We start from the raw sequence: 17,284 nt of genomic DNA, 5'->3' as shown, positions 1-17,284 counted from the left end.
AAGTACCATGAATTTTAGGTTAAGCGATCGCATTTGGGCAGGTATACTCAGTGTATTGCTGTGGGCTGTGTTAAGCATTACAGCCACTTTTACTTATCCGCCCACAGCTTTAGCACTCGAATATAACAAAGAAATATTAGTAGAAGCTGATTTTTCTGGACGTGATTTAACAGATTCTAGCTTTACCAAAGCTAATCTCCGGCAAAGTAATTTTAGCAATAGTAACTTAACTGGTGTGAGTTTCTTTGCTGCTAATTTGGAGTCAGCAAACTTACAGGGGTCTAACTTGACAAATGCTACTTTAGACTCAGCGCGGCTCATTAAAGCAGATTTGACTAATGCAGTTTTAGAAGGTGCATTTGCGGCTAATGCCAAATTTGATGGCGCAATTATTGATGGAGCAGATTTTACTGATGTGCTGCTGCGTCCAGATGAACAAAAAAAATTATGCAAGGTAGCTAAAGGTACTAATCCCACCACAGGACGAGAAACCCGTGATACTTTGTTTTGTCCTTAGTGAAATGAACTTACTGTGAGGACTTATTGTTTTTGCCAAGAATTCAGAGAAAAGAGAGTTCAGACAGCAACTTACCCTCGTAAAATTGCGAAGGTATTTTGTAAATACTTCACGTCTCTTTTCGTTTTCCAAAATATACCAATTTGTAAATATATGAGCAAAAAATTAGTAGCCAGGCTGCTGCTATTTTGTTTCACATTTGTTCTTGGCTTCACATTTACTATTCATAATGTCCAAGCCGAATCAGCACCTTTCTATTGGGAATTTATCAATGTCGATATTGCCGTACAGCCTAACGGTGATATGTTAGTCACTGAAACACAAAAATATAATTTTACTGGAGAGTATAACCATCTGCGCTCCCGGTACATTCCTTTAGATAAAGTAGACAGAATTACTGAAGTTTCTGTATCCGAAAATGGTCAAGTGTTACCCAGTAAAACAAGTACAGTAAATAATCAATTTTGGATTCGTTGGGAACATCAATTGCAACCACCAGAAAGCTCTACTTTCGTGTTGAAATATCGTGTTATTGGAGGATTGCGCGTCAATCATAATTATGCTCAAGTAGATTGGGAAGCGATATTCTCTGACCGTAAAGCCCCTATTAAACAGGCACAGGTTAGGGTGGAATTTCCTGAAGAACTTACTACTAAAATTAAAACATTCCAAAGCTTTGGTGTAGTTGCAAATATTCGCCGAGTCGATACAAAAACTATTGAGGCTGTTACTAAACAATTTCTAGAGCCAGGGAAGGGGTTAGAAATTCAGGTGATATTTGATCGTGCGGGTACTAAGATTGAAACCTCTGGATGGCAAAGTACACAATTTTTTTATGAGAGGTTATTGTGGATTTTGTCGGGATTACTAGTCGTTGGTATGCCTCTTTTCCTCATTATTATCTCTAGGACTGGGACTAGTAGTAGCTACATTGGAGACAGTAGCAGTTATTACTATGGCGGTGGCGGTGATTATGGTGGCGGTGATTATGGTGGCGGTGGCGGTGGCGGTGGTGATTAACTAAATAAACGCAGTACGCATCAAATCTAATTACAGTAGTGAAGTACAAATATCGAGGATATCCAGGAGGTGACTGTGGCGCGTAAACGGTTAGTAATTGAGATGGGGATGGGTGTAGATCAGCATGGACAGGAACCAACTGTAGCAGCTGCAAGAGCAGTCCGCAATGCGATCGCGCACAATGCTTTACCAGGAGTCTGGGAAGTTGCTGGGTTGAATGATCCCAATGAGATGATTGTAGAAGTGCAAGTAGCAGTACCTTATCCCGAACAAGTGAGAACAGATGAGGTTCTCGCAGTACTACCGTTTGGACGCAAAACGATAAATGTCGAATCTGGGGGAATGGTGGTTCAAGGACGGGCGATTCCCTCTCTGAATGATAAAAATGATGATATGTTAATTGCGATCGCTGCGGTGACAGTCCTCATCGAAACCGACTAAGCTTGGTTCTCCGGTTTCTGCACATCCTCAACAGCATGAGAAATCGAGGCTAAGGGTGGAGTTGATACATCTAATTGTGGTTGTGGCGTTTCGAGTGATGCTGCAATTGATGTATCACGAGAGTAATAACCTATAATCTTGTCATAATTAGAAGCAACTGCTAAAAATGCCCCGCCTAAAATATAAATGGGCAATGGTAAAGAAAATTCTTGTAACCAGTCAAATAGTTCTGCTAAAGCGAACAATAGCACAAAGCAAGCAATCCAAACTCTCATCGTTCCATCCCTGTCACCAAACAACTCTACTAGTTTACTAATAGCCTAGACAGATTGCATGATACCTGATGTGGAATGAATCTCCAGAGAGTTACTAGCAAGACTCTAAAAGCACTAGCTTATACTAATTTTAAAAAATAATGTGACAGATACATAGTCTAAAATCCCTGTGATACCAATTCACGAAAATACTGATACAAATCACTTCCTCTGTACTTCTGCTTCTGTTCGCCGAGCGAAGTCGAGGCGCTGCTTGTATATCTGTATCATTTTTAAAGTGTAATGGTATGATATCTAGCTTTCTCAATTTTGAATTTTGAATTGGTATTAGTTTTCAGCAGATCAAGTGTAAAATTTTAAATCTGCTTTACGAGGATAAGTGATCCAGATCAAGCAGATCGCTCTCAACATAATCCTTCGCTGTCATGTCTTCGAGAGATGTTACTATCCCATCAGCCTTGAAACGCCCAGATTCAGGAACTAAGTCTAACCATTGTCTGCGAAGTTTGTCCCATTCCATTTTTTGAGATTGAATCTGGTCTTCATGACGAATAAAGAAGAACATCAACTGAACTTCTGGTGCATTCCAAGAAGGTTCTGCACGCACTCTAATTTCGCGTAAGGCGCGAAGGGCTTCTCCTTCATCGCTATTTTTACTGTGCTTACTTTGAATTCGCTGTTGTAGGTTTCTTACAAATTGATTAAAATCATCAGGAAAAGCAAATCGAACTCGTTTCCGAGCTAATACCTGCCCCAATGTTCTGATTTCTTCATCGTTTCGGCATCCAGGAATACGTTTCCATTCGGAAATAACAGCCTTTTCTACTGTCATTACACGGTCAAGGTCAGCAATAAGATAATACTCTGCAACTCCAGGGATGTATGCGAATTGAGTTCGTCTACATTTCCGCACTTCATCTAGAAATTGCTCCTGACTCCCCTGAAACTTAATTTTGTCCAAGAATTTCTGGTTGATCTTTATAAGAGGTACTACCTCAACAAATGGACGATCCTTACAAGTACGCGAACGCTGTGGAACAATATCACACGTTTGAGAAACTACAGCAAATCCTTGGACTTCTGATTCTGAAAGGTCAGTTCCTTCTTGTGCAATATCAGCAGAGTCCGAGGTTAGAGGATGTTGAGGGTTAAAGCGGTGGACAAACCAATGTTCCCCCACCACACAATCACCCTGACTCCACTCTTTAAGAGCAGCGTCTATTTGTTGAATCAAAACGTCGTGTTCATTGACCACTGCTATTTCTTCGACTCCTTGCTGCTTGTGCAGGTCTGGATCTTCCAGTCTGGTGATAGCTAATATCTGGAAGAGAATTGGCTAAAACATCAGGAGGTAAAGGCATTCGTAGTCTGCGTTCTTCTTCAGATAAAGCACCTAATTTTGGTTTGTGAGGAGCATTACCAGAACCAAGAATTTGTTTAACTTCTTCGTAGTTACCTACCACCAATAGATCAATAAGAGGTATACCATTGCTACCAGGTTGTAGCAAGAGACTACGATTGAGGCTTGCACTTCCTCGATCAATGTACTGAATCATGCCTAAAAGTTGATTTAAGGTATATTCATTAAAGCTGTTTAGTCGCTCTCCACTTGCCCAAGAATGAAGACTTCTACGTGAAACATTGAAAAGCTTGGCAAGTTGATCCCATGTCAATCCACTGAGTCTTTTTAGCTCATTAACGGCTTTCTGTGTTGCTTCTGGAGAACTAGGTAAAATGACTCCACTCGTTGTGATCTCTGAACCGGCTACTAAATTTCGACTAATGTTTTCTCTAGAAGCAGTTGTACTAGAGGAAACTGTAAATATTCTTGAGGTAATGGTTTGATAAGTATGTAATTGCTGCTGCTCAGTTTGTCTATTTAATAAAGGAATCATAATTTACCTCCATAACGTCGTAGGAAATCATTGGTTACTGCCCATCGAAAAAAGGTATAGATCCTCTCAGAAAAATGTTGCGCTTCACTCATCAACTCCTCAACGGAAAATTGTAGATTATTAGAAATAGACATATCTATATCAAGAATCCAACTAGCTTCAGCAACAGCTTCTATTGACTCTGGATCAAAAGTTGTACCACCAGGCATAGTTCCCCATCTTGCAACTATTTGTTTGCTTCCATCTGGAAGAATAAATAAAGATTCATTAATGCTTTGATGAATGTACTCTCTAAAATCAGCATTCATCATTCCAGCTATCTCAGGCTTCACTAGTAATGATATGTCTTGGAAATTTTGACCGACAACTCTGTCGATATATCGCAACCCAAATCTTTCAATAATTGGAGGTTTAAAGGTTTCATTAAGCGCAAAAAGTATTTTTTCTAGACGTTCTAGAAAATCACTACGGCTTAAATAAGAATTTGTTTCCAGTGCAACAAAATTAGGTGCTAATGAAACTCGCCAATTCCACCTATTTGTAGCGTCTACAAAGCGCCATGTAACTTGCGGGGCAATTGGAACAACACCTTGGGGACTCAAAGCAAAACCTTGAGTTTGCTCCGGCTGTAAAATAGGATATTTTTCTCGAATTGCTTCTTGAAATGAACCCACAAAATCTTTCTTCTCAATTGAGAGAATAGGCGGAAAGCGCACTTGTGCAATTACACGAACAAGGGGTGCATTATCTAATGGCACTTCTGCGGGTGGTGGTGCAGTGAGTGGATTGAAATTAACCACTGTTTAGATCCTTTTAAGGGCTTTTATGGAATTTTAAGTATAAATAAAGACAATAGGATTAGCTTATCGTCTACAACTATAATAGGGCAATAGTGTGAAGTAGAGTGTGAAGTTTAAGAAAAATTTTCCCATCAGACATTTGGAACTAGAAAATCCCATAATAGTAACACTTGTAAAGTCTTAACAGTTTAGTTAAACAACGCTGTTGCAGAGGTCTGTTCCAAAACGCCTTCCTTTGTTGTTTATATGGCGAAAAACTAACTCATAGCAATGTACTGACAGAGGCGTTACATTTATAGACAAAGATGAAAAACAATAAAGCTTTTAATAGTGCTGGTAAATTGACGGCGCTTTTAGTTTTAATCACTATTTTTCTAACGCCTTGCGTGATCGTAAATGCGGGTGAACGTGGCGTATTAATGAAATTTGGCGAGGTACAAGAGCAAATATTAGGAGAAGGGCTACATTTAATTATCCCAGTAGTGAATACAGTTGAAAAAATCAGTATACGTGTGCAGAAACAGGAAATATCTACTGAAGCAGCTTCTAAAGATTTACAAGATGTGTTCACTGATGTGGCTTTAAACTGGCATATCATCCCAGAAGAAGTTAATACTATTTTTCAACAAATTGGCAACCGAGAAAATATCATTTCCCGGATTATCAATCCGGCAATTGAAGAAGTCCTCAAAGCGATTATTGCTCAATATACTGCGGAAGAAATTATTACTAAACGTGGAGATGTCAAGTTAGGTTTAGACTCAGCTTTAACTACTCGCCTACGTAGCTATCATCTTGCATTTGATGATATTTCTTTAGTTCATGTTCATTTTTCGGAGCGATTTAGTGAGGCGGTAGAAGCAAAACAAATTGCTGAACAAGAAGCTAAAAAAGCAGAGTTTTTAGCATTAAAAGCTGTAAAAGAAGCAGAAGCAAAAGTTAATTTAGCCAGAGGTGAGGCGGAAACTTATAGATTGCTACGTGATGGTTTAACTCCTGAATTACTGCAAAAACAAGCAATCGAAAAATGGAATGGCAAGTTACCACTAGTTATTGGTAAAGAAAATCCGAAAATCTGGGATTTTAGTGAATTACTTAAAGCTTATAAGTAGTAAATCAGGAATATAAAGTAGAGACGTTGTATACAACGTCTCTGTGTGAAGTAGAAATACTATTTTTGAAAGCAACTTAGGATGAGTGTTAACTCTTAGCGAATAAGACAGGTGCTTCTAGTATCTTCAACTGAATCAGTAAAATAATTACAATAGTGTAAATTGTGGAAGATACTAAACCTGATAACAGTTCTTTTTTGAGGTTGCGTTCTTGTGAATCTTTTTGAAAGATATCTTTAGAACCGTATTGCATCAAGAGAATCCCCACAACATTAGACAGCCAATAACCCACGATGGCACAAGGTATGAACAATTTTGGGGAAAATAAACTACATAAGTACCCAAAAAAGTAAGCAATGGGTAGATTAAATACAATGTCATTCCACCAACACAAAGGGGATAGTAAATATCCCAAAACCAGCAAGAACCCACCTCTCAGCTTTTTGAAAATATTTTTGTGGGATTCTTGAGGAACAGTCTGGGGCGATCGCTCTGGGGCGGTATTTACTGCTAAACTCAACTCTTGACTAGCTTTTTGGGCGCTTTCCATAAATACACACTATTCCTCTCGGCTTTGTGTATTTTAAACGCAAATTGGACATAAGTCTATTAATATCTTAATATTTCAAGACTTAACATCATAAACAAAGTCAGCGTAGTACTCCAAGCACACCACGCTGACTAACAAAAAATAACTTGTTCTGAAACCGCGCAGGCGGTCACTGAACTTGTCGTTTATCTTGACCTCATTATTTGGATTAACGCAACAATTCCTCGACTTGATGTTGACTCCACAAAATTCTATACAAGCCTTCTTGCTGCACTAAGTCTACATGATTGCCGGCTTGGACAATTTTACCTTTATCCATGACTAAAATTCGGTCGGCGGCGGCTGCTGCTGATAGTTGATGGGTGATAAAAATTACTGTTTTGCGACTAGTTCCACTAGAAAGATTTTTGAGAATTTTGGTGGCTGTTTGATTATCAACGCTCGATAAAGCATCGTCCAAAATTAAAACTGGCGCATCAACTAACATAGCTCTCGCTAAAGCTGTGCGTTGTCTTTGTCCGCCAGATAAGGTAATACCGCGTTCACCAACTAGAGTTTCGTATTGTTGGGGGAAATTCAGAATTTCGGGATGAATCTGAGACATGACAGCCACAGATTCGACATCTTGTTGTTCGCGCCCTGGGTCAGCGTAGCGGATATTATTTTTGATGGTGGTGCTGAATAAAAAACTGTCTTGGGGAACATAAGCGATCGCACTCCGCAAATCAGATAAGGCAATTTTGGTAATGTCTATCCCATCTAAAAATAACTGTCCGGGAGCAATATCTAACAACCTGGGTAAAGCATTGGCTAAAGTTGATTTCCCCGAACCAATTGCGCCAACAATTGCTACTGTTTCTCCTGGTGCAATTGTAAAATTGACCTGATCTAAGGCTGGTGTTGTTGCTTCTGGATAAGTAAAGCTGAAGTTTTTGGCGCTGATTTCTCCCTTGACTTCTGCCACGGTTAAATTTACCACATCAGCCGTGTCTTGAATTTTGGGAGTAACACTGAGAATCGATTCTAAGCGATCAATACTGACTTCACCTCGTTGATAGGTGGTAATGGTAAAACCTAATAAAGCTGTGGGAAACACCAGCCGTTCTACATAAATTAGCAGTGCTAAAAAGTCCCCAACGGCTAAAGTTCCGCCAGAAATTCGGGTTGTTCCTAACCAAATAATAATTAAAGAACTGAGATTAGCTAAACCGCCAATTAAAGGAAACAACACATTACGGCTTTTGGCTAATTGTAAGTTAGCTCTTAATAGCTGTTGATTCTTTTTAGCAAAGGCTTGGCGCTCGTTTTCTTCTTGAGCGTAAATTTTAATTAAGGCAATGCCGCTAATATCTTCTTGAATTAGTTCACTAATATCAGAGAGTTTTTCTTGGACTTCGGCTTGTTGTTTGCGGAGGCGATCGCTAAACAAATGTACCAACAAAAACATCATAGGATACACTGCCAAGGAATATAGTGTCATATCGACACTAATCGTCAACATGACTGGCAGTGTTAAAGCATAAGCAAAAAAAGTATTGGCTAAACTCAGTACGGCAAAACCCAATAAACGCCGAATATTTTCCACATCGCTGGTAGCACGATTAATCAAATCTCCGGCGGTATTGGTAGCAAAATAAGCAGGTTCTAACTTGAGTAAATGTTCAAAAATCCGTTGTTTTAGGTCAAATTCTACCTGTCGTCCTACGCCAAATAGCCAGATTCGAGAAGCCATGCGGATTAACCACATTGCTGAACTCAACAAAACAATGATTACTACATAATGTATGAGTTGGTTCCAACTAAATTGGGTTGACAGTATATCAACACAACCGCGAATCAACCAAGGAATATAAACGCCCAAGCCATTGACAGACAACAAAGCAAAAATACCTAATGTTGCCTCTACCCAATGAGGACGCAGGTAAGCACCGAGTTTAGCTAGTCGTCGAGATTTTGCCATTAAAGCAACTTTGCAACTCCATCATCCTAAAACAAACGGATCGTAGGTTTATATTTTATCTACAAAGAATTCAGGAGTGTGTCATCAGAATTCAGTAGAGAAAATTATCTGCTGAATTCTCATCCTAAATTGCAGTCAAAGATAGTAGTTTGGCGTGGGAGTAGCGATAGATACTATTTCTGATTGCCACTTAGGCTCAATGCTGAATTCAGGTTTTTAAATAAGGCCAGCCACTAGGGGATAGCATTGCGGCCTTGTTAATTTTACTTTTTTAACCCTAGGACTGGCGACCACGTAAGAAAAAGTAAACTTGGTTAAGGTAACTTTCCCAAACTTGGGTAGTAAGTTGCAGTGTTTCCGCACTGGGTACAAAGTCCTCTAATCGCAAACCCCGTTCTCGAATTTGCTGGGGATTTTGTAACAAGTACGGTGGGATTTTGATATCCGCCGCGTTAAGTGCGATCGCACTTACATCACTAGTTGTCACACCAGGAGTAAATGCAACCAGTACTTCCGAACCAGTCGCCCCAGCCGGCAGATAATTTCTGACCAGTGCCTGATTTGTTAAAGTGGAATTAGTAGCTGTCGCCGCAATTGGTGATCTCACCAAAAAATAAGCGATCGCTGGTGTACTGGACAACAGCAAAATAATCAGCGATGCAGCTAGTAATGTTCCCCCCGGTTTTGCTATCCCACCATCCTTAATTTTCTGGGCGGCAAAAATCATCATTAACACTGATGCACCCAAGGGTTTGAGTGGAAAGGAGATCACCCTCCACAAAGAAGCCACAGCTGGTTCATTAGGATTAATGAACGACAACGCTATGACCACCAAAATAATCACCAAGACCACCCTTCCGGCGAAAGTTCCTTGAGGATAGAACCTCTGGAACAAAGAATATACGATAGTGCCTACAAGCAGCCACAGTAGTACGCGGCTCAACAATATGAACATAGAGTAACTCTCAAATTTTCTAGTGCGATCAGCCTAGGTTTGGAGCAAGATTGTGTATTTGACCGTCAAATTGTAATCGCACTTTTACTTGACTGCAAATATTACCAGCCTCACACCTAAAGACTACCGTCGTAGTGATTTTAGAGCAATTTTTTGACACTGCGTCTATTATTTATAATTTTCCAGGTGAGAAAAAATTTTTTCTGTCACCCTTACACCCTTACATCCCTACACCCATAATTAATTGAGGAATTTTTAACTCAGAGGGGAAAAACTATGTCGCCACAAAAACCCAGCATTTTAGTCACCGGGGGCGCAGGATACATCGGTTCTCATACTGTACTGGCTCTCAAGCAAGCAGGTTATGACGTGGTAATACTTGATAACCTGGTCTACGGTCATCGAGAGTTGGTAGAGCAAGTTTTACAGGTAGAACTGGTAGTGGGTGATACAAACGATCGCCCTTTATTAGATGAATTATTTAAAACCCGTAATTTTGCGGCTGTGATGCACTTTTCTGCTTATGCTTACGTAGGCGAGTCCGTGACTGACCCCGCAAAATATTACCGTAACAATGTGGTCGGTACGCTGACTTTATTAGAAGCAATGCTGGCTGCATCCATTCACAAGTTCGTATTTTCTTCTACCTGCGCCACCTACGGAGTCCCAGAAGTCGTCCCAATTCCCGAAGACCATCCCCAAGACCCCATCAATCCTTATGGGGCTACTAAGCTGATGGTAGAGCGGATTCTTGCTGATTTTGATGTTGCTTATAATTTAAAATCAGTCCGGTTCCGCTACTTTAATGCGGCTGGTGCGAATCCTGATGGTTTACTAGGTGAAGACCACAACCCAGAAACTCATTTAATTCCTTTGATATTATTAACAGCTTTGGGTAAGCGGGAATCTATCTCAATTTTCGGCACAGATTACCCCACACCTGATGGTACTTGTATTCGTGATTATATTCATGTGAACGATTTAGCCGATGCCCATGTTTTAGGGCTGGAATATTTATTACAGGGTGGCGATAGCGAAGTATTTAACTTGGGTAACGGTAATGGTTTTTCAGTGCGTGAAGTGATTGCGGCGGCTGAGTCGGTGACTGGCTTATCAATTCCCGTCCAAGAATGTGATCGCCGTCCTGGTGATCCACCTGTTTTAATTGGTAGTAGTGAAAAAGCGAGAAAAATCCTCGGCTGGCGATCGCAATATCCAGATATCCAAGATATTGTGAGTCATGCTTGGCAGTGGCATCAAAAGCGACACAAATAAAAAGTGCTGAGTCACCGAAGTTTGCTCAACGGGGGAAACCCTCCGAACTTTGCTCAACGCGGGGAACCCGCGCACGCAAGTTCTCTCCGCACGCAACTTCTCGCTGAGTTGAAAGTGCTGAGTTACAAGACCACTCATCTCATATCTGGTAAAACACTGATTATACAGACCGCAGGAGAAGAATTTTTTTCTCAGCACTCAGCACTCAGCACTCAGCACTTCACTACAACTAACTTCTTCTTGTCTGTTGCCAGAAAACTACGAAAATCCCGACTAGTACAAAACCGGGAATTGCGATCGCCCAGGGTGGTAAAGTTTTTGTAGTTTCCTGAGCTACAGCATCACTGTTGGCATTATTAATATTGACTTTTTGAGAATCTTGTGTATTACTTTGAGTACCAGCAGCGACGGTGACTTCAAACTTGAGGGTAAAGGGTTTGAAATTAGCGCCTTTTGCGGGTTTACCACTGAGTTGTAATTGATAAAGTCCGGGTTTGGGGAAGGTGATTTCGGTTCCGGGAATACCTTGGAAGCGTTCGGCGGATACAGGTTTGAGGGATGGTTCCAGTAGTGCTGGTTCGCTGGGGGTGTGGGGTTCGGCGTAAACTGCCAACTGACAATTACACTGAGCGAGGGGAATGGTTTGTCCACCTTTCCGTGCCAGAGCAAACCAAGCTTGGGTAGGTTCGCCAGCGCGGGGATTATCATTAGGTTCGAGATGGAGAGTCGCGCCGACATCTGCGGCTACTTGGACTTTATGGGCCAAGACTGGGTGAATATTAGTAATTGCGATCGCTACACAAAACAGCAATAATGCGGATTGTAATTTTTTCATGCTTGGAAAATAATTCATGCTCACCAAATAAGGCAAAAGTTAAAAGGCAAAATAAAGAAAAATAAAAATGCTCGTAAGCCTCTAAATTTATATATGGAACAAAATAAAAACATTTATTTCGAGGCGCACAGCAGCGAAAAATAATATGTCCTGATGAAATCCCCTAAATTTATTTATGGAGATTATCTTTTTACTTTTTACTTTTTACTTTTTACTTCTTAACCTGCTCACCTGCTTTTACCCAACGCAACAGCAATACTCCAAGGGTAGCTGTAACTAGTAGCACTGTTGCCAACTTATTACCCCAAGTTGATTTTAGAGAACCCAGGTAATGGGAACCTATCACCACTGCATGAAAGGTACTCAAGATTAAAGCCGGCACAGTTAAAAGATGAATTTGTCGCCAAAGTTTACCCCAAGATTTTTGCAACGATTCCCAACTCGTTAAAGCAGCAGGAGTCATTAAGATCAATGCTACAGCACCCGCAGCTATCCCCCAGCGAAATTCCCTGGGAAAAAACCAAAAAGCGGCAAAATTCCATTGCAGAGAATGTTCAATGTTATGGGTGGTGTGGACTAAAGCCAGCACAAAAGCACCCACACCCAAAGCCCGCCGATAACGCATAGGTGCAGCCCATAAATTACTAATTGGGCGAGCAATTAAAGCCAACATCAGACAAAATAGGGCGGCGTGTCCGGTGTAGTCTACCATTGTGTCGCCAGTCCGCAATAAGGTGATTACACCAATGGACAGTGTTACCCAACCGCCTAAGCGAAATAATTGACTGCGCCTATCTTTACTAACTAACGAAGTGGAAACACCAACCCCCAACATCGTGGGTAAAGTTCCTAAACCAAAGGCTAACATTGTGGCTGCACCCATCCAGAGGTTGCTGGTTTCTGCGGCTTTGATTTGAGCCGCATATAAGAAACCACAAGGCATTAAACCCCAAGTCATTCCCAAAAATATGGGTGTCCACCATTTGGTTTGCGAGGAAAGTTTGACCATACCTGCACTCAGGTGATCGTGTAAATTACTTTTTAATAAAGGGTGTAATACCGGAATATGGGGCAACCAATTTGGTTTAATTTGCCCTAAGCCAAACCAAATCAGCATAATTCCCGTAATCATCGCCATCCAACGGCGAAATTCACTGCCAATTCCCGCTAGTTGTCCACCTTCAAACAATACCGAACCGACAGCCCCAATTCCTGCACCCACCAGGGCGTAGCTCAACATTCTGCCAAGATTCAGTAAAAAGTGAAATATTAATTGCTGTTGCCAAGTCGAGGAAAATTCTGAGGTCGATTTCTGCCCATTTTGCTTACCAGACAACGAAAAAGCCACTGTTAAAGGGCCACACATCCCGAAGCAATGCCCAAAACTGCCGAGAAATCCCAGGATGGCGATGAGCGACAAATCTAACATATCCAGCCTTCAGCACTGCCCAAACAAGGAACAATATGTCAAATTTTTGCCTCTGTCAACAGACAAGTCGTCAAACTTGTGTTTGCGCTACTCTAGGTTTGGAAAGCAGGGTTCAATGTATGCAAAAACGGATTTGGCTGATGCTGTTGGTGCTGGTGGTAGTTGTCATTGTTGGTAGTAGAAGTATTGCGTTCAATAGTTTTTTACCCCAGGCTGCTGCACCAGAAATTGTTGAGCAAGTACCAGCCAAGGAAGCTCAACCCAAGCCGCCAATACAAGACAATACACCACAAGTTTCGGTTGAGAATTTGCTTGCCCACATTGAAAAGTTAAATTTTCAACGCTATACAACAGCAGAGCGATCGCGTACTCGTACATATATCACAAGTGAATTAAAAAAATCCGGCTGGAAACCACAGCTAGAAAAATTTACTGAGGGTGTGAATATCTTTGCAGAACGTTTAGGAACTGACAAAACCGCAGGTACAATTCTCGTCGGCGCACATTATGATACAGTCGCCGCTTCTCCTGGTGCTGATGATAACGGTACTGGGGTGGCGGTACTCTTAGAAATCGCCAGATTACTTGGTTCCCAACCGACTCCACGCACTTTACAGTTAATTTTTTTTGACAAAGAAGAAGCCGGACTTTTGGGTAGTAAAGCTTTTGCAGCTCAAGCCAAACGGTTAAAAAATCTCAGTGGTGTGATTGTTATGGATATGGTTGGTTATGCTTGCTACACTCCTGGCTGTCAACAATATCCACCGGGTTTACCTGTAACGCCACCCAGCGATAAGGGAGACTTTTTAGCAGTGGTGGGAGATACGGAACATTTACCTTTGCTGAGTGCTTTTCAAAACCCACAACCAGCTAATTTTCCAGCCGTTCTCACAGTACCTATTCCATTGAAAGGATTACTCACACCTGATACTCTGCGGAGTGACCATGCACCGTTTTGGTATCAAGGAGTAGGGGCAGTTTTAGTGACAGATACAGCTAATCTGCGTAGTCCCCATTATCATCAACCTAGTGACCAGCCTAGTACAATAGAGCGATCGTTTTTTGCAGGTGCGGCGCAAATTGTTGTGAATACTACCTCTGCTTTGTTAGCCAAACATGAAAGTTTAGCCACTCCAATTTCTCCTTAAGGCTAATATCCTGCCTCCTGCTTCCGGTTGGTGAGCGCAGCCGAACCATTGCCTCCTGACTTTCTACTTAACTTGTGGGTAGATCAACACCCAGTTTTGTTTATCATTAAGTTGCAAATATAAACCTTGAAAAATCATCCGTAACGCAATGCGCGTCCTCAGATAATACCTAATTAAATGAGTTCCTGGTTGGGCAAAGACATCATCATAGTTTTGGCTGTAACCAAATGGTTTAGAACAATAGTTACCAATACCTTGGACTGATAACACAAAAAATGGTGCTTTTTTGTATTCATCGGGAACCATGAAAATCCCATATACATGATGTTCGCCACGCCAGGGTTGCACAACAACTTGAGAGGCTGTTATCTGAAGTTTTTGTTTGTTTGATTTTAAAAAAGCTTCTGAGTTACATTGCGAGTTATGTACAGGCCAAAACAAAGTCACAAACAAGATTGAAACTAGCAAAATTAATATATAGATAATTGGGCGACGCATACAAGATGAAATCTAAAGTTTTTAGCTGTCATTCGGGCTGCTGACTCAAGGCTCAAGTAAAGTATGTTTGCGGGATAAATTCTGCTCTCTATTAACATCCGCAACAAAAAAATAGAGATGAGCATTTTCCGTAGATACTTTGCATATTCGTGGAGTATAAGTAGGTGGACACAATTATTTAGAAGACGCATTTCGACTTCTCCCCAAGGGAGACGCTACGCGAACGCTCAATGCTCGATCCTTGAGAAGACGAGGGTTGAGCGCAGTCGAAACCCGGCAACTTCAAGTTAGGTTTAATTTAGTCCTTCTACTTACATATAGAGCACTTTTGAAGTAAGTGAGGTAAAGCATGAGTATTAAGTAATGAGTAATAAGTAATAAGTATAGGACTTACGCAACTGGCATATTTTTTCTGTAGGGTGTGTGACGCAACGAGAAGATTTGAACGTAGTTATAAGATTTCTAGCGTCACGCACCAACCGCCAATTGTGACACTTACGTAAGTCCTGAAGTAAATTTCTGACTTATTACTCATGACTCATGACTCATGACTTTTTTCACTCAGTTGCTGTATCTTGCACTCAATGATATCTCCGTATTTTCTTGCCTTAATCTTAAGAGTCGTCAAATGTCAAAATATCCGTTATATTCCCGTCAGGATTCATTGACGAATATTTTTATGAGAATTAGTAGGAAAGCTTTAAATTTATTGGTGGGTTGCTTTTGTACTTTTACTTACACAGATTTACTAAGTATAAATACTGTGGCAAAAGCGGCTGATAAAGTTGTGTTGCGTTATGGCTTGTTAGCGGAGTCTGTTTCTTTGGCTGAGTTGCAAAAAGCAGCCGAGATGGGAGATTTCCCGAATGGTTTTGAATTGTATGGTCGTAAATTATCTTCCCAAGAACGGCGCTTTTTGTTAGAGACGCTGAAAATGCCGCTACCGTTGAATGTTGTGACTGTTAATCGGTTACTCAATACTCAGATTGGGGCAACAATTCTTAATGATTTCTCGACTGCGCTTGTACGTAAGGATAAAGCCGGTGTGCAAGCTCTGAGAGCGGGAGCGGTTATCGGTGCAACTGCGCCTCAAGGGTTGTCGTTACTGAGTTTTATTGCGGCTTATCCGAGTCAAAGTCTGGAAATTAATTTACCTGCAATTTTCAAGTTGTCTGGTAATTTTAATACGGCGTTTTGGCGGACTCAACAATTTATGTTAGCGATCGCACCCCAACTTAATCAAAAATCGCTACAAGTTTCTTTACCATTTGACCCCAGTCAACCTGGAACGGCGGAAGTCCAAGTATTGAAAGTCAATTGGCTTGACAAACAACGTCAGCGTAATATTCCTGTAGATATTTATTGGTCAAATGCTGCAACTGCAAATAAACCAGTCATAGTTTATTCTCACGGTTTGGGTTCTGTGCGGACTGATTTACGTTATCTTGCAGAACATTTAGCATCCCACGGTTATGTATTTGTGGCTGTCGAACATCCTGGTAGTAATCAAACAAATGTTGATGCTGGTTTACAAGGTAAAGGTAAACTCATCAAACCGCAAGAATTTTTAGAACGTCCCAAAGATATTAGTTTTGTTTTGGATGAACTCGCCAAAGTTAACCAAACTCCTAACGACCCGTTAGCAGGTAAACTCGCAACTAACAATGCGATGGTTATTGGTTATTCTTTTGGTGGCGGTACAGCTTTGGCCTTGGCTGGTGGTGAATTACAACTAGATAAGCTCAAACAACGCTGCAAACAAAATTTGGCTGTATTTAGTTTGGGTGAAACTGCACAGTGCGTTGCTCAAGAACTACCAAACAACAGCTATCAACTGCGGGATACTCGAATTAAGCAAGCGATCGCTCTTAATCCTACCAGTTCTTTGATGTTTGGCGACTCTGGTTTAACTAAGGTACAAGTCCCGACTCTCATCTTGGCAAGTTCCGCCGATAAAAGTACTCCGGCGTTGACTGAACAAGTTGTTGGGTTTCACAAAATTCCTGCACCTAAATGGCTGGTTGGTATACTTGGTGGTACTCATCTCAGCGTTAAAGACCCCAGCACTACTTTAGATCAAGCCGGTCAACCCAACACACCTTTTTCTGGCGGCGAAGTTGTCGGAGAACAAGCAGCCGATGTTCGTAAATTTGTGAAGGTGATAGTCCTGGCTATGGCTGCACAACTCACCCCAGAGGCTCAACAATATAGTGTGTTTTTGACACCGAATTATGCGATTTCAGCTTCTACGCCAGCATTTCCCTTTCTCTTGGTAACAGAAATTCCTCCTGATGCGCTCAAAGTAGTGGAGGAATATATAGATAAATAACTCCCCATTCTCTCACTAGTACACTGCGGCGTAAATCAGCAGACCATTAAAAATAGGTAAAAAGCTGACTTGATAAGTATTATTTCTTTTTACTTTTGCCTTGTTGTACTAGCGATCGCTTCTGTTTATTGAATACATAACTTTTTGTTATCACTAATATTAGCTGTTCTTTGTCAATTTATGTTGACTTATCGTAACAATTTAGTTACACTTATTAACATAAGTTTAGAAATCGGTAATTAAAT

At 41.0% G+C, this 17,284-nt stretch carries 17 protein-coding genes; 7 read left to right on the top strand and 10 right to left on the bottom strand.

Annotated elements, in window-relative coordinates; all coding sequences use genetic code 11:
- The first annotated feature begins 7 nt into the window (after positions 1 to 7).
- From H6G28_RS06245 to H6G28_RS06235, 3 genes are all read left to right on the top strand, one after another.
- Complete coding sequence (locus H6G28_RS06245; RefSeq protein WP_190588420.1) at positions 8 to 517, top strand: pentapeptide repeat-containing protein; 510 nt, start codon at positions 8 to 10, stop codon at positions 515 to 517.
- Between the two features lie 153 nt (positions 518 to 670).
- Positions 671 to 1,537, top strand: coding sequence for a DUF2207 domain-containing protein (locus tag H6G28_RS06240; RefSeq protein ID WP_190669696.1), 867 nt, complete (start codon positions 671 to 673; stop codon positions 1,535 to 1,537).
- 75 nt (positions 1,538 to 1,612) lie between these two features.
- Positions 1,613 to 1,978: a Lin0512 family protein gene (locus H6G28_RS06235; RefSeq protein WP_062296530.1), complete on the top strand. Its 366-nt coding sequence runs from the start codon at positions 1,613 to 1,615 to the stop codon at positions 1,976 to 1,978.
- Here the strand turns inward: H6G28_RS06235 and H6G28_RS06230 are convergent.
- From H6G28_RS06230 to H6G28_RS06215, 4 genes are all read right to left on the bottom strand, one after another.
- Positions 1,975 to 2,253, bottom strand: coding sequence for a hypothetical protein (locus tag H6G28_RS06230; RefSeq protein ID WP_190588418.1), 279 nt, complete (start codon positions 2,251 to 2,253; stop codon positions 1,975 to 1,977). The genes H6G28_RS06235 and H6G28_RS06230 overlap by 4 nt on opposite strands.
- A gap of 367 nt (positions 2,254 to 2,620) precedes the next feature.
- Positions 2,621 to 3,508 carry a hypothetical protein gene (locus tag H6G28_RS06225; RefSeq protein WP_190669694.1) on the bottom strand — a complete coding sequence of 296 codons (888 nt, stop codon included), beginning with the start codon at positions 3,506 to 3,508 and terminating at the stop codon, positions 2,621 to 2,623.
- Entirely contained in the window at positions 3,498 to 4,148 is a 651-nt protein-coding gene (locus H6G28_RS06220; protein ID WP_190669692.1) for an XRE family transcriptional regulator, read from the bottom strand. Before H6G28_RS06220 ends, H6G28_RS06225 begins: the two co-directional genes overlap by 11 nt.
- Positions 4,145 to 4,948 carry a TIGR04255 family protein gene (locus H6G28_RS06215; RefSeq protein WP_190669690.1) on the bottom strand — a complete coding sequence of 268 codons (804 nt, stop codon included), beginning with the start codon at positions 4,946 to 4,948 and terminating at the stop codon, positions 4,145 to 4,147. The genes H6G28_RS06220 and H6G28_RS06215 overlap by 4 nt, the downstream gene beginning before the upstream one ends.
- A 305-nt stretch (positions 4,949 to 5,253) precedes the next feature.
- Here H6G28_RS06215 and H6G28_RS06210 point away from each other — a divergent pair, with 305 nt between their 5' ends.
- Positions 5,254 to 6,060: a prohibitin family protein gene (locus H6G28_RS06210; RefSeq protein ID WP_190669688.1), complete on the top strand. Its 807-nt coding sequence runs from the start codon at positions 5,254 to 5,256 to the stop codon at positions 6,058 to 6,060.
- A gap of 88 nt (positions 6,061 to 6,148) precedes the next feature.
- Here H6G28_RS06210 and H6G28_RS06205 read toward each other — a convergent pair whose 3' ends face one another.
- From H6G28_RS06205 to fraI, 3 genes are all read right to left on the bottom strand, one after another.
- Positions 6,149 to 6,610, bottom strand: a complete 462-nt coding sequence (locus tag H6G28_RS06205) for a DUF7980 family protein (RefSeq protein ID WP_190588416.1) — start codon at positions 6,608 to 6,610, stop codon at positions 6,149 to 6,151.
- A 208-nt stretch (positions 6,611 to 6,818) separates the two neighbouring features.
- The gene (locus H6G28_RS06200; protein WP_190588415.1) at positions 6,819 to 8,570 is read right to left on the bottom strand and encodes an ABC transporter ATP-binding protein; all 1,752 of its coding nucleotides are present in this window, start codon (positions 8,568 to 8,570) and stop codon (positions 6,819 to 6,821) included.
- A 277-nt stretch (positions 8,571 to 8,847) separates the two neighbouring features.
- Complete coding sequence (gene fraI / locus H6G28_RS06195; RefSeq protein WP_190588414.1) at positions 8,848 to 9,525, bottom strand: septal nanopore formation protein FraI; 678 nt, start codon at positions 9,523 to 9,525, stop codon at positions 8,848 to 8,850.
- Positions 9,526 to 9,801: 276 nt separating this feature from the next.
- Between fraI and galE the strand changes: the two genes are divergently transcribed.
- Positions 9,802 to 10,800 carry a UDP-glucose 4-epimerase GalE gene (galE, locus tag H6G28_RS06190; protein WP_190669686.1) on the top strand — a complete coding sequence of 333 codons (999 nt, stop codon included), beginning with the start codon at positions 9,802 to 9,804 and terminating at the stop codon, positions 10,798 to 10,800.
- Between the two features lie 229 nt (positions 10,801 to 11,029).
- On the opposite strand, the gene H6G28_RS06185 is transcribed toward galE, so the two are convergent.
- Together H6G28_RS06185 and H6G28_RS06180 are read right to left on the bottom strand one after the other, a co-directional pair.
- Positions 11,030 to 11,635, bottom strand: coding sequence for a hypothetical protein (locus H6G28_RS06185; protein ID WP_190588411.1), 606 nt, complete (start codon positions 11,633 to 11,635; stop codon positions 11,030 to 11,032).
- Positions 11,636 to 11,846: 211 nt separating this feature from the next.
- On the bottom strand, positions 11,847 to 13,064 hold the full coding sequence (locus H6G28_RS06180) for an urease accessory protein UreH domain-containing protein (protein ID WP_190669683.1): 1,218 nt from the start codon (positions 13,062 to 13,064) through the stop codon (positions 11,847 to 11,849).
- A 119-nt stretch (positions 13,065 to 13,183) separates the two neighbouring features.
- On the opposite strand from H6G28_RS06180, the gene H6G28_RS06175 reads away from it, so the two are divergent.
- Positions 13,184 to 14,212: a M20/M25/M40 family metallo-hydrolase gene (locus H6G28_RS06175; RefSeq protein ID WP_190669681.1), complete on the top strand. Its 1,029-nt coding sequence runs from the start codon at positions 13,184 to 13,186 to the stop codon at positions 14,210 to 14,212.
- Positions 14,213 to 14,275: 63 nt separating this feature from the next.
- On the opposite strand, the gene H6G28_RS06170 is transcribed toward H6G28_RS06175, so the two are convergent.
- On the bottom strand, positions 14,276 to 14,710 hold the full coding sequence (locus H6G28_RS06170; RefSeq protein ID WP_190669679.1) for a hypothetical protein: 435 nt from the start codon (positions 14,708 to 14,710) through the stop codon (positions 14,276 to 14,278).
- A gap of 679 nt (positions 14,711 to 15,389) precedes the next feature.
- Between H6G28_RS06170 and H6G28_RS06165 the strand changes: the two genes are divergently transcribed.
- Positions 15,390 to 17,039 carry an alpha/beta hydrolase gene (locus H6G28_RS06165; protein WP_190669677.1) on the top strand — a complete coding sequence of 550 codons (1,650 nt, stop codon included), beginning with the start codon at positions 15,390 to 15,392 and terminating at the stop codon, positions 17,037 to 17,039.
- Positions 17,040 to 17,284 lie beyond the last annotated feature (245 nt).

The sequence above is a fragment of the Nostoc sp. FACHB-190 genome, assembly GCF_014696905.1.
In the GTDB taxonomy this organism is placed as follows: Bacteria; Cyanobacteriota; Cyanobacteriia; order Cyanobacteriales; family Nostocaceae; genus Nostoc_B.
This window is presented reverse-complemented; position numbering and strand designations above follow the sequence as displayed.

Excerpts from the sequence above, each read along its gene's own strand:
- H6G28_RS06245 (WP_190588420.1), top strand. The coding sequence starts at position 8 with ATGAATTTTAGGTTAAGCGATCGCATTTGGGCAGGTATACTCAGTGTA.
- H6G28_RS06240 (WP_190669696.1), top strand. The coding sequence starts at position 671 with ATGAGCAAAAAATTAGTAGCCAGGCTGCTGCTATTTTGTTTCACATTT.
- H6G28_RS06230 (WP_190588418.1), bottom strand. The coding sequence starts at position 2,253 with ATGAGAGTTTGGATTGCTTGCTTTGTGCTATTGTTCGCTTTAGCAGAA.
- H6G28_RS06220 (WP_190669692.1), bottom strand. The coding sequence starts at position 4,148 with ATGATTCCTTTATTAAATAGACAAACTGAGCAGCAGCAATTACATACT.
- H6G28_RS06210 (WP_190669688.1), top strand. The coding sequence starts at position 5,254 with ATGAAAAACAATAAAGCTTTTAATAGTGCTGGTAAATTGACGGCGCTT.
- H6G28_RS06205 (WP_190588416.1), bottom strand. The coding sequence starts at position 6,610 with ATGGAAAGCGCCCAAAAAGCTAGTCAAGAGTTGAGTTTAGCAGTAAAT.
- H6G28_RS06200 (WP_190588415.1), bottom strand. The coding sequence starts at position 8,570 with ATGGCAAAATCTCGACGACTAGCTAAACTCGGTGCTTACCTGCGTCCT.
- fraI (WP_190588414.1), bottom strand. The coding sequence starts at position 9,525 with ATGTTCATATTGTTGAGCCGCGTACTACTGTGGCTGCTTGTAGGCACT.
- galE (WP_190669686.1), top strand. The coding sequence starts at position 9,802 with ATGTCGCCACAAAAACCCAGCATTTTAGTCACCGGGGGCGCAGGATAC.
- H6G28_RS06185 (WP_190588411.1), bottom strand. The coding sequence starts at position 11,635 with ATGAAAAAATTACAATCCGCATTATTGCTGTTTTGTGTAGCGATCGCA.
- H6G28_RS06180 (WP_190669683.1), bottom strand. The coding sequence starts at position 13,064 with ATGTTAGATTTGTCGCTCATCGCCATCCTGGGATTTCTCGGCAGTTTT.
- H6G28_RS06175 (WP_190669681.1), top strand. The coding sequence starts at position 13,184 with ATGCAAAAACGGATTTGGCTGATGCTGTTGGTGCTGGTGGTAGTTGTC.
- H6G28_RS06170 (WP_190669679.1), bottom strand. The coding sequence starts at position 14,710 with ATGCGTCGCCCAATTATCTATATATTAATTTTGCTAGTTTCAATCTTG.
- H6G28_RS06165 (WP_190669677.1), top strand. The coding sequence starts at position 15,390 with ATGAGAATTAGTAGGAAAGCTTTAAATTTATTGGTGGGTTGCTTTTGT.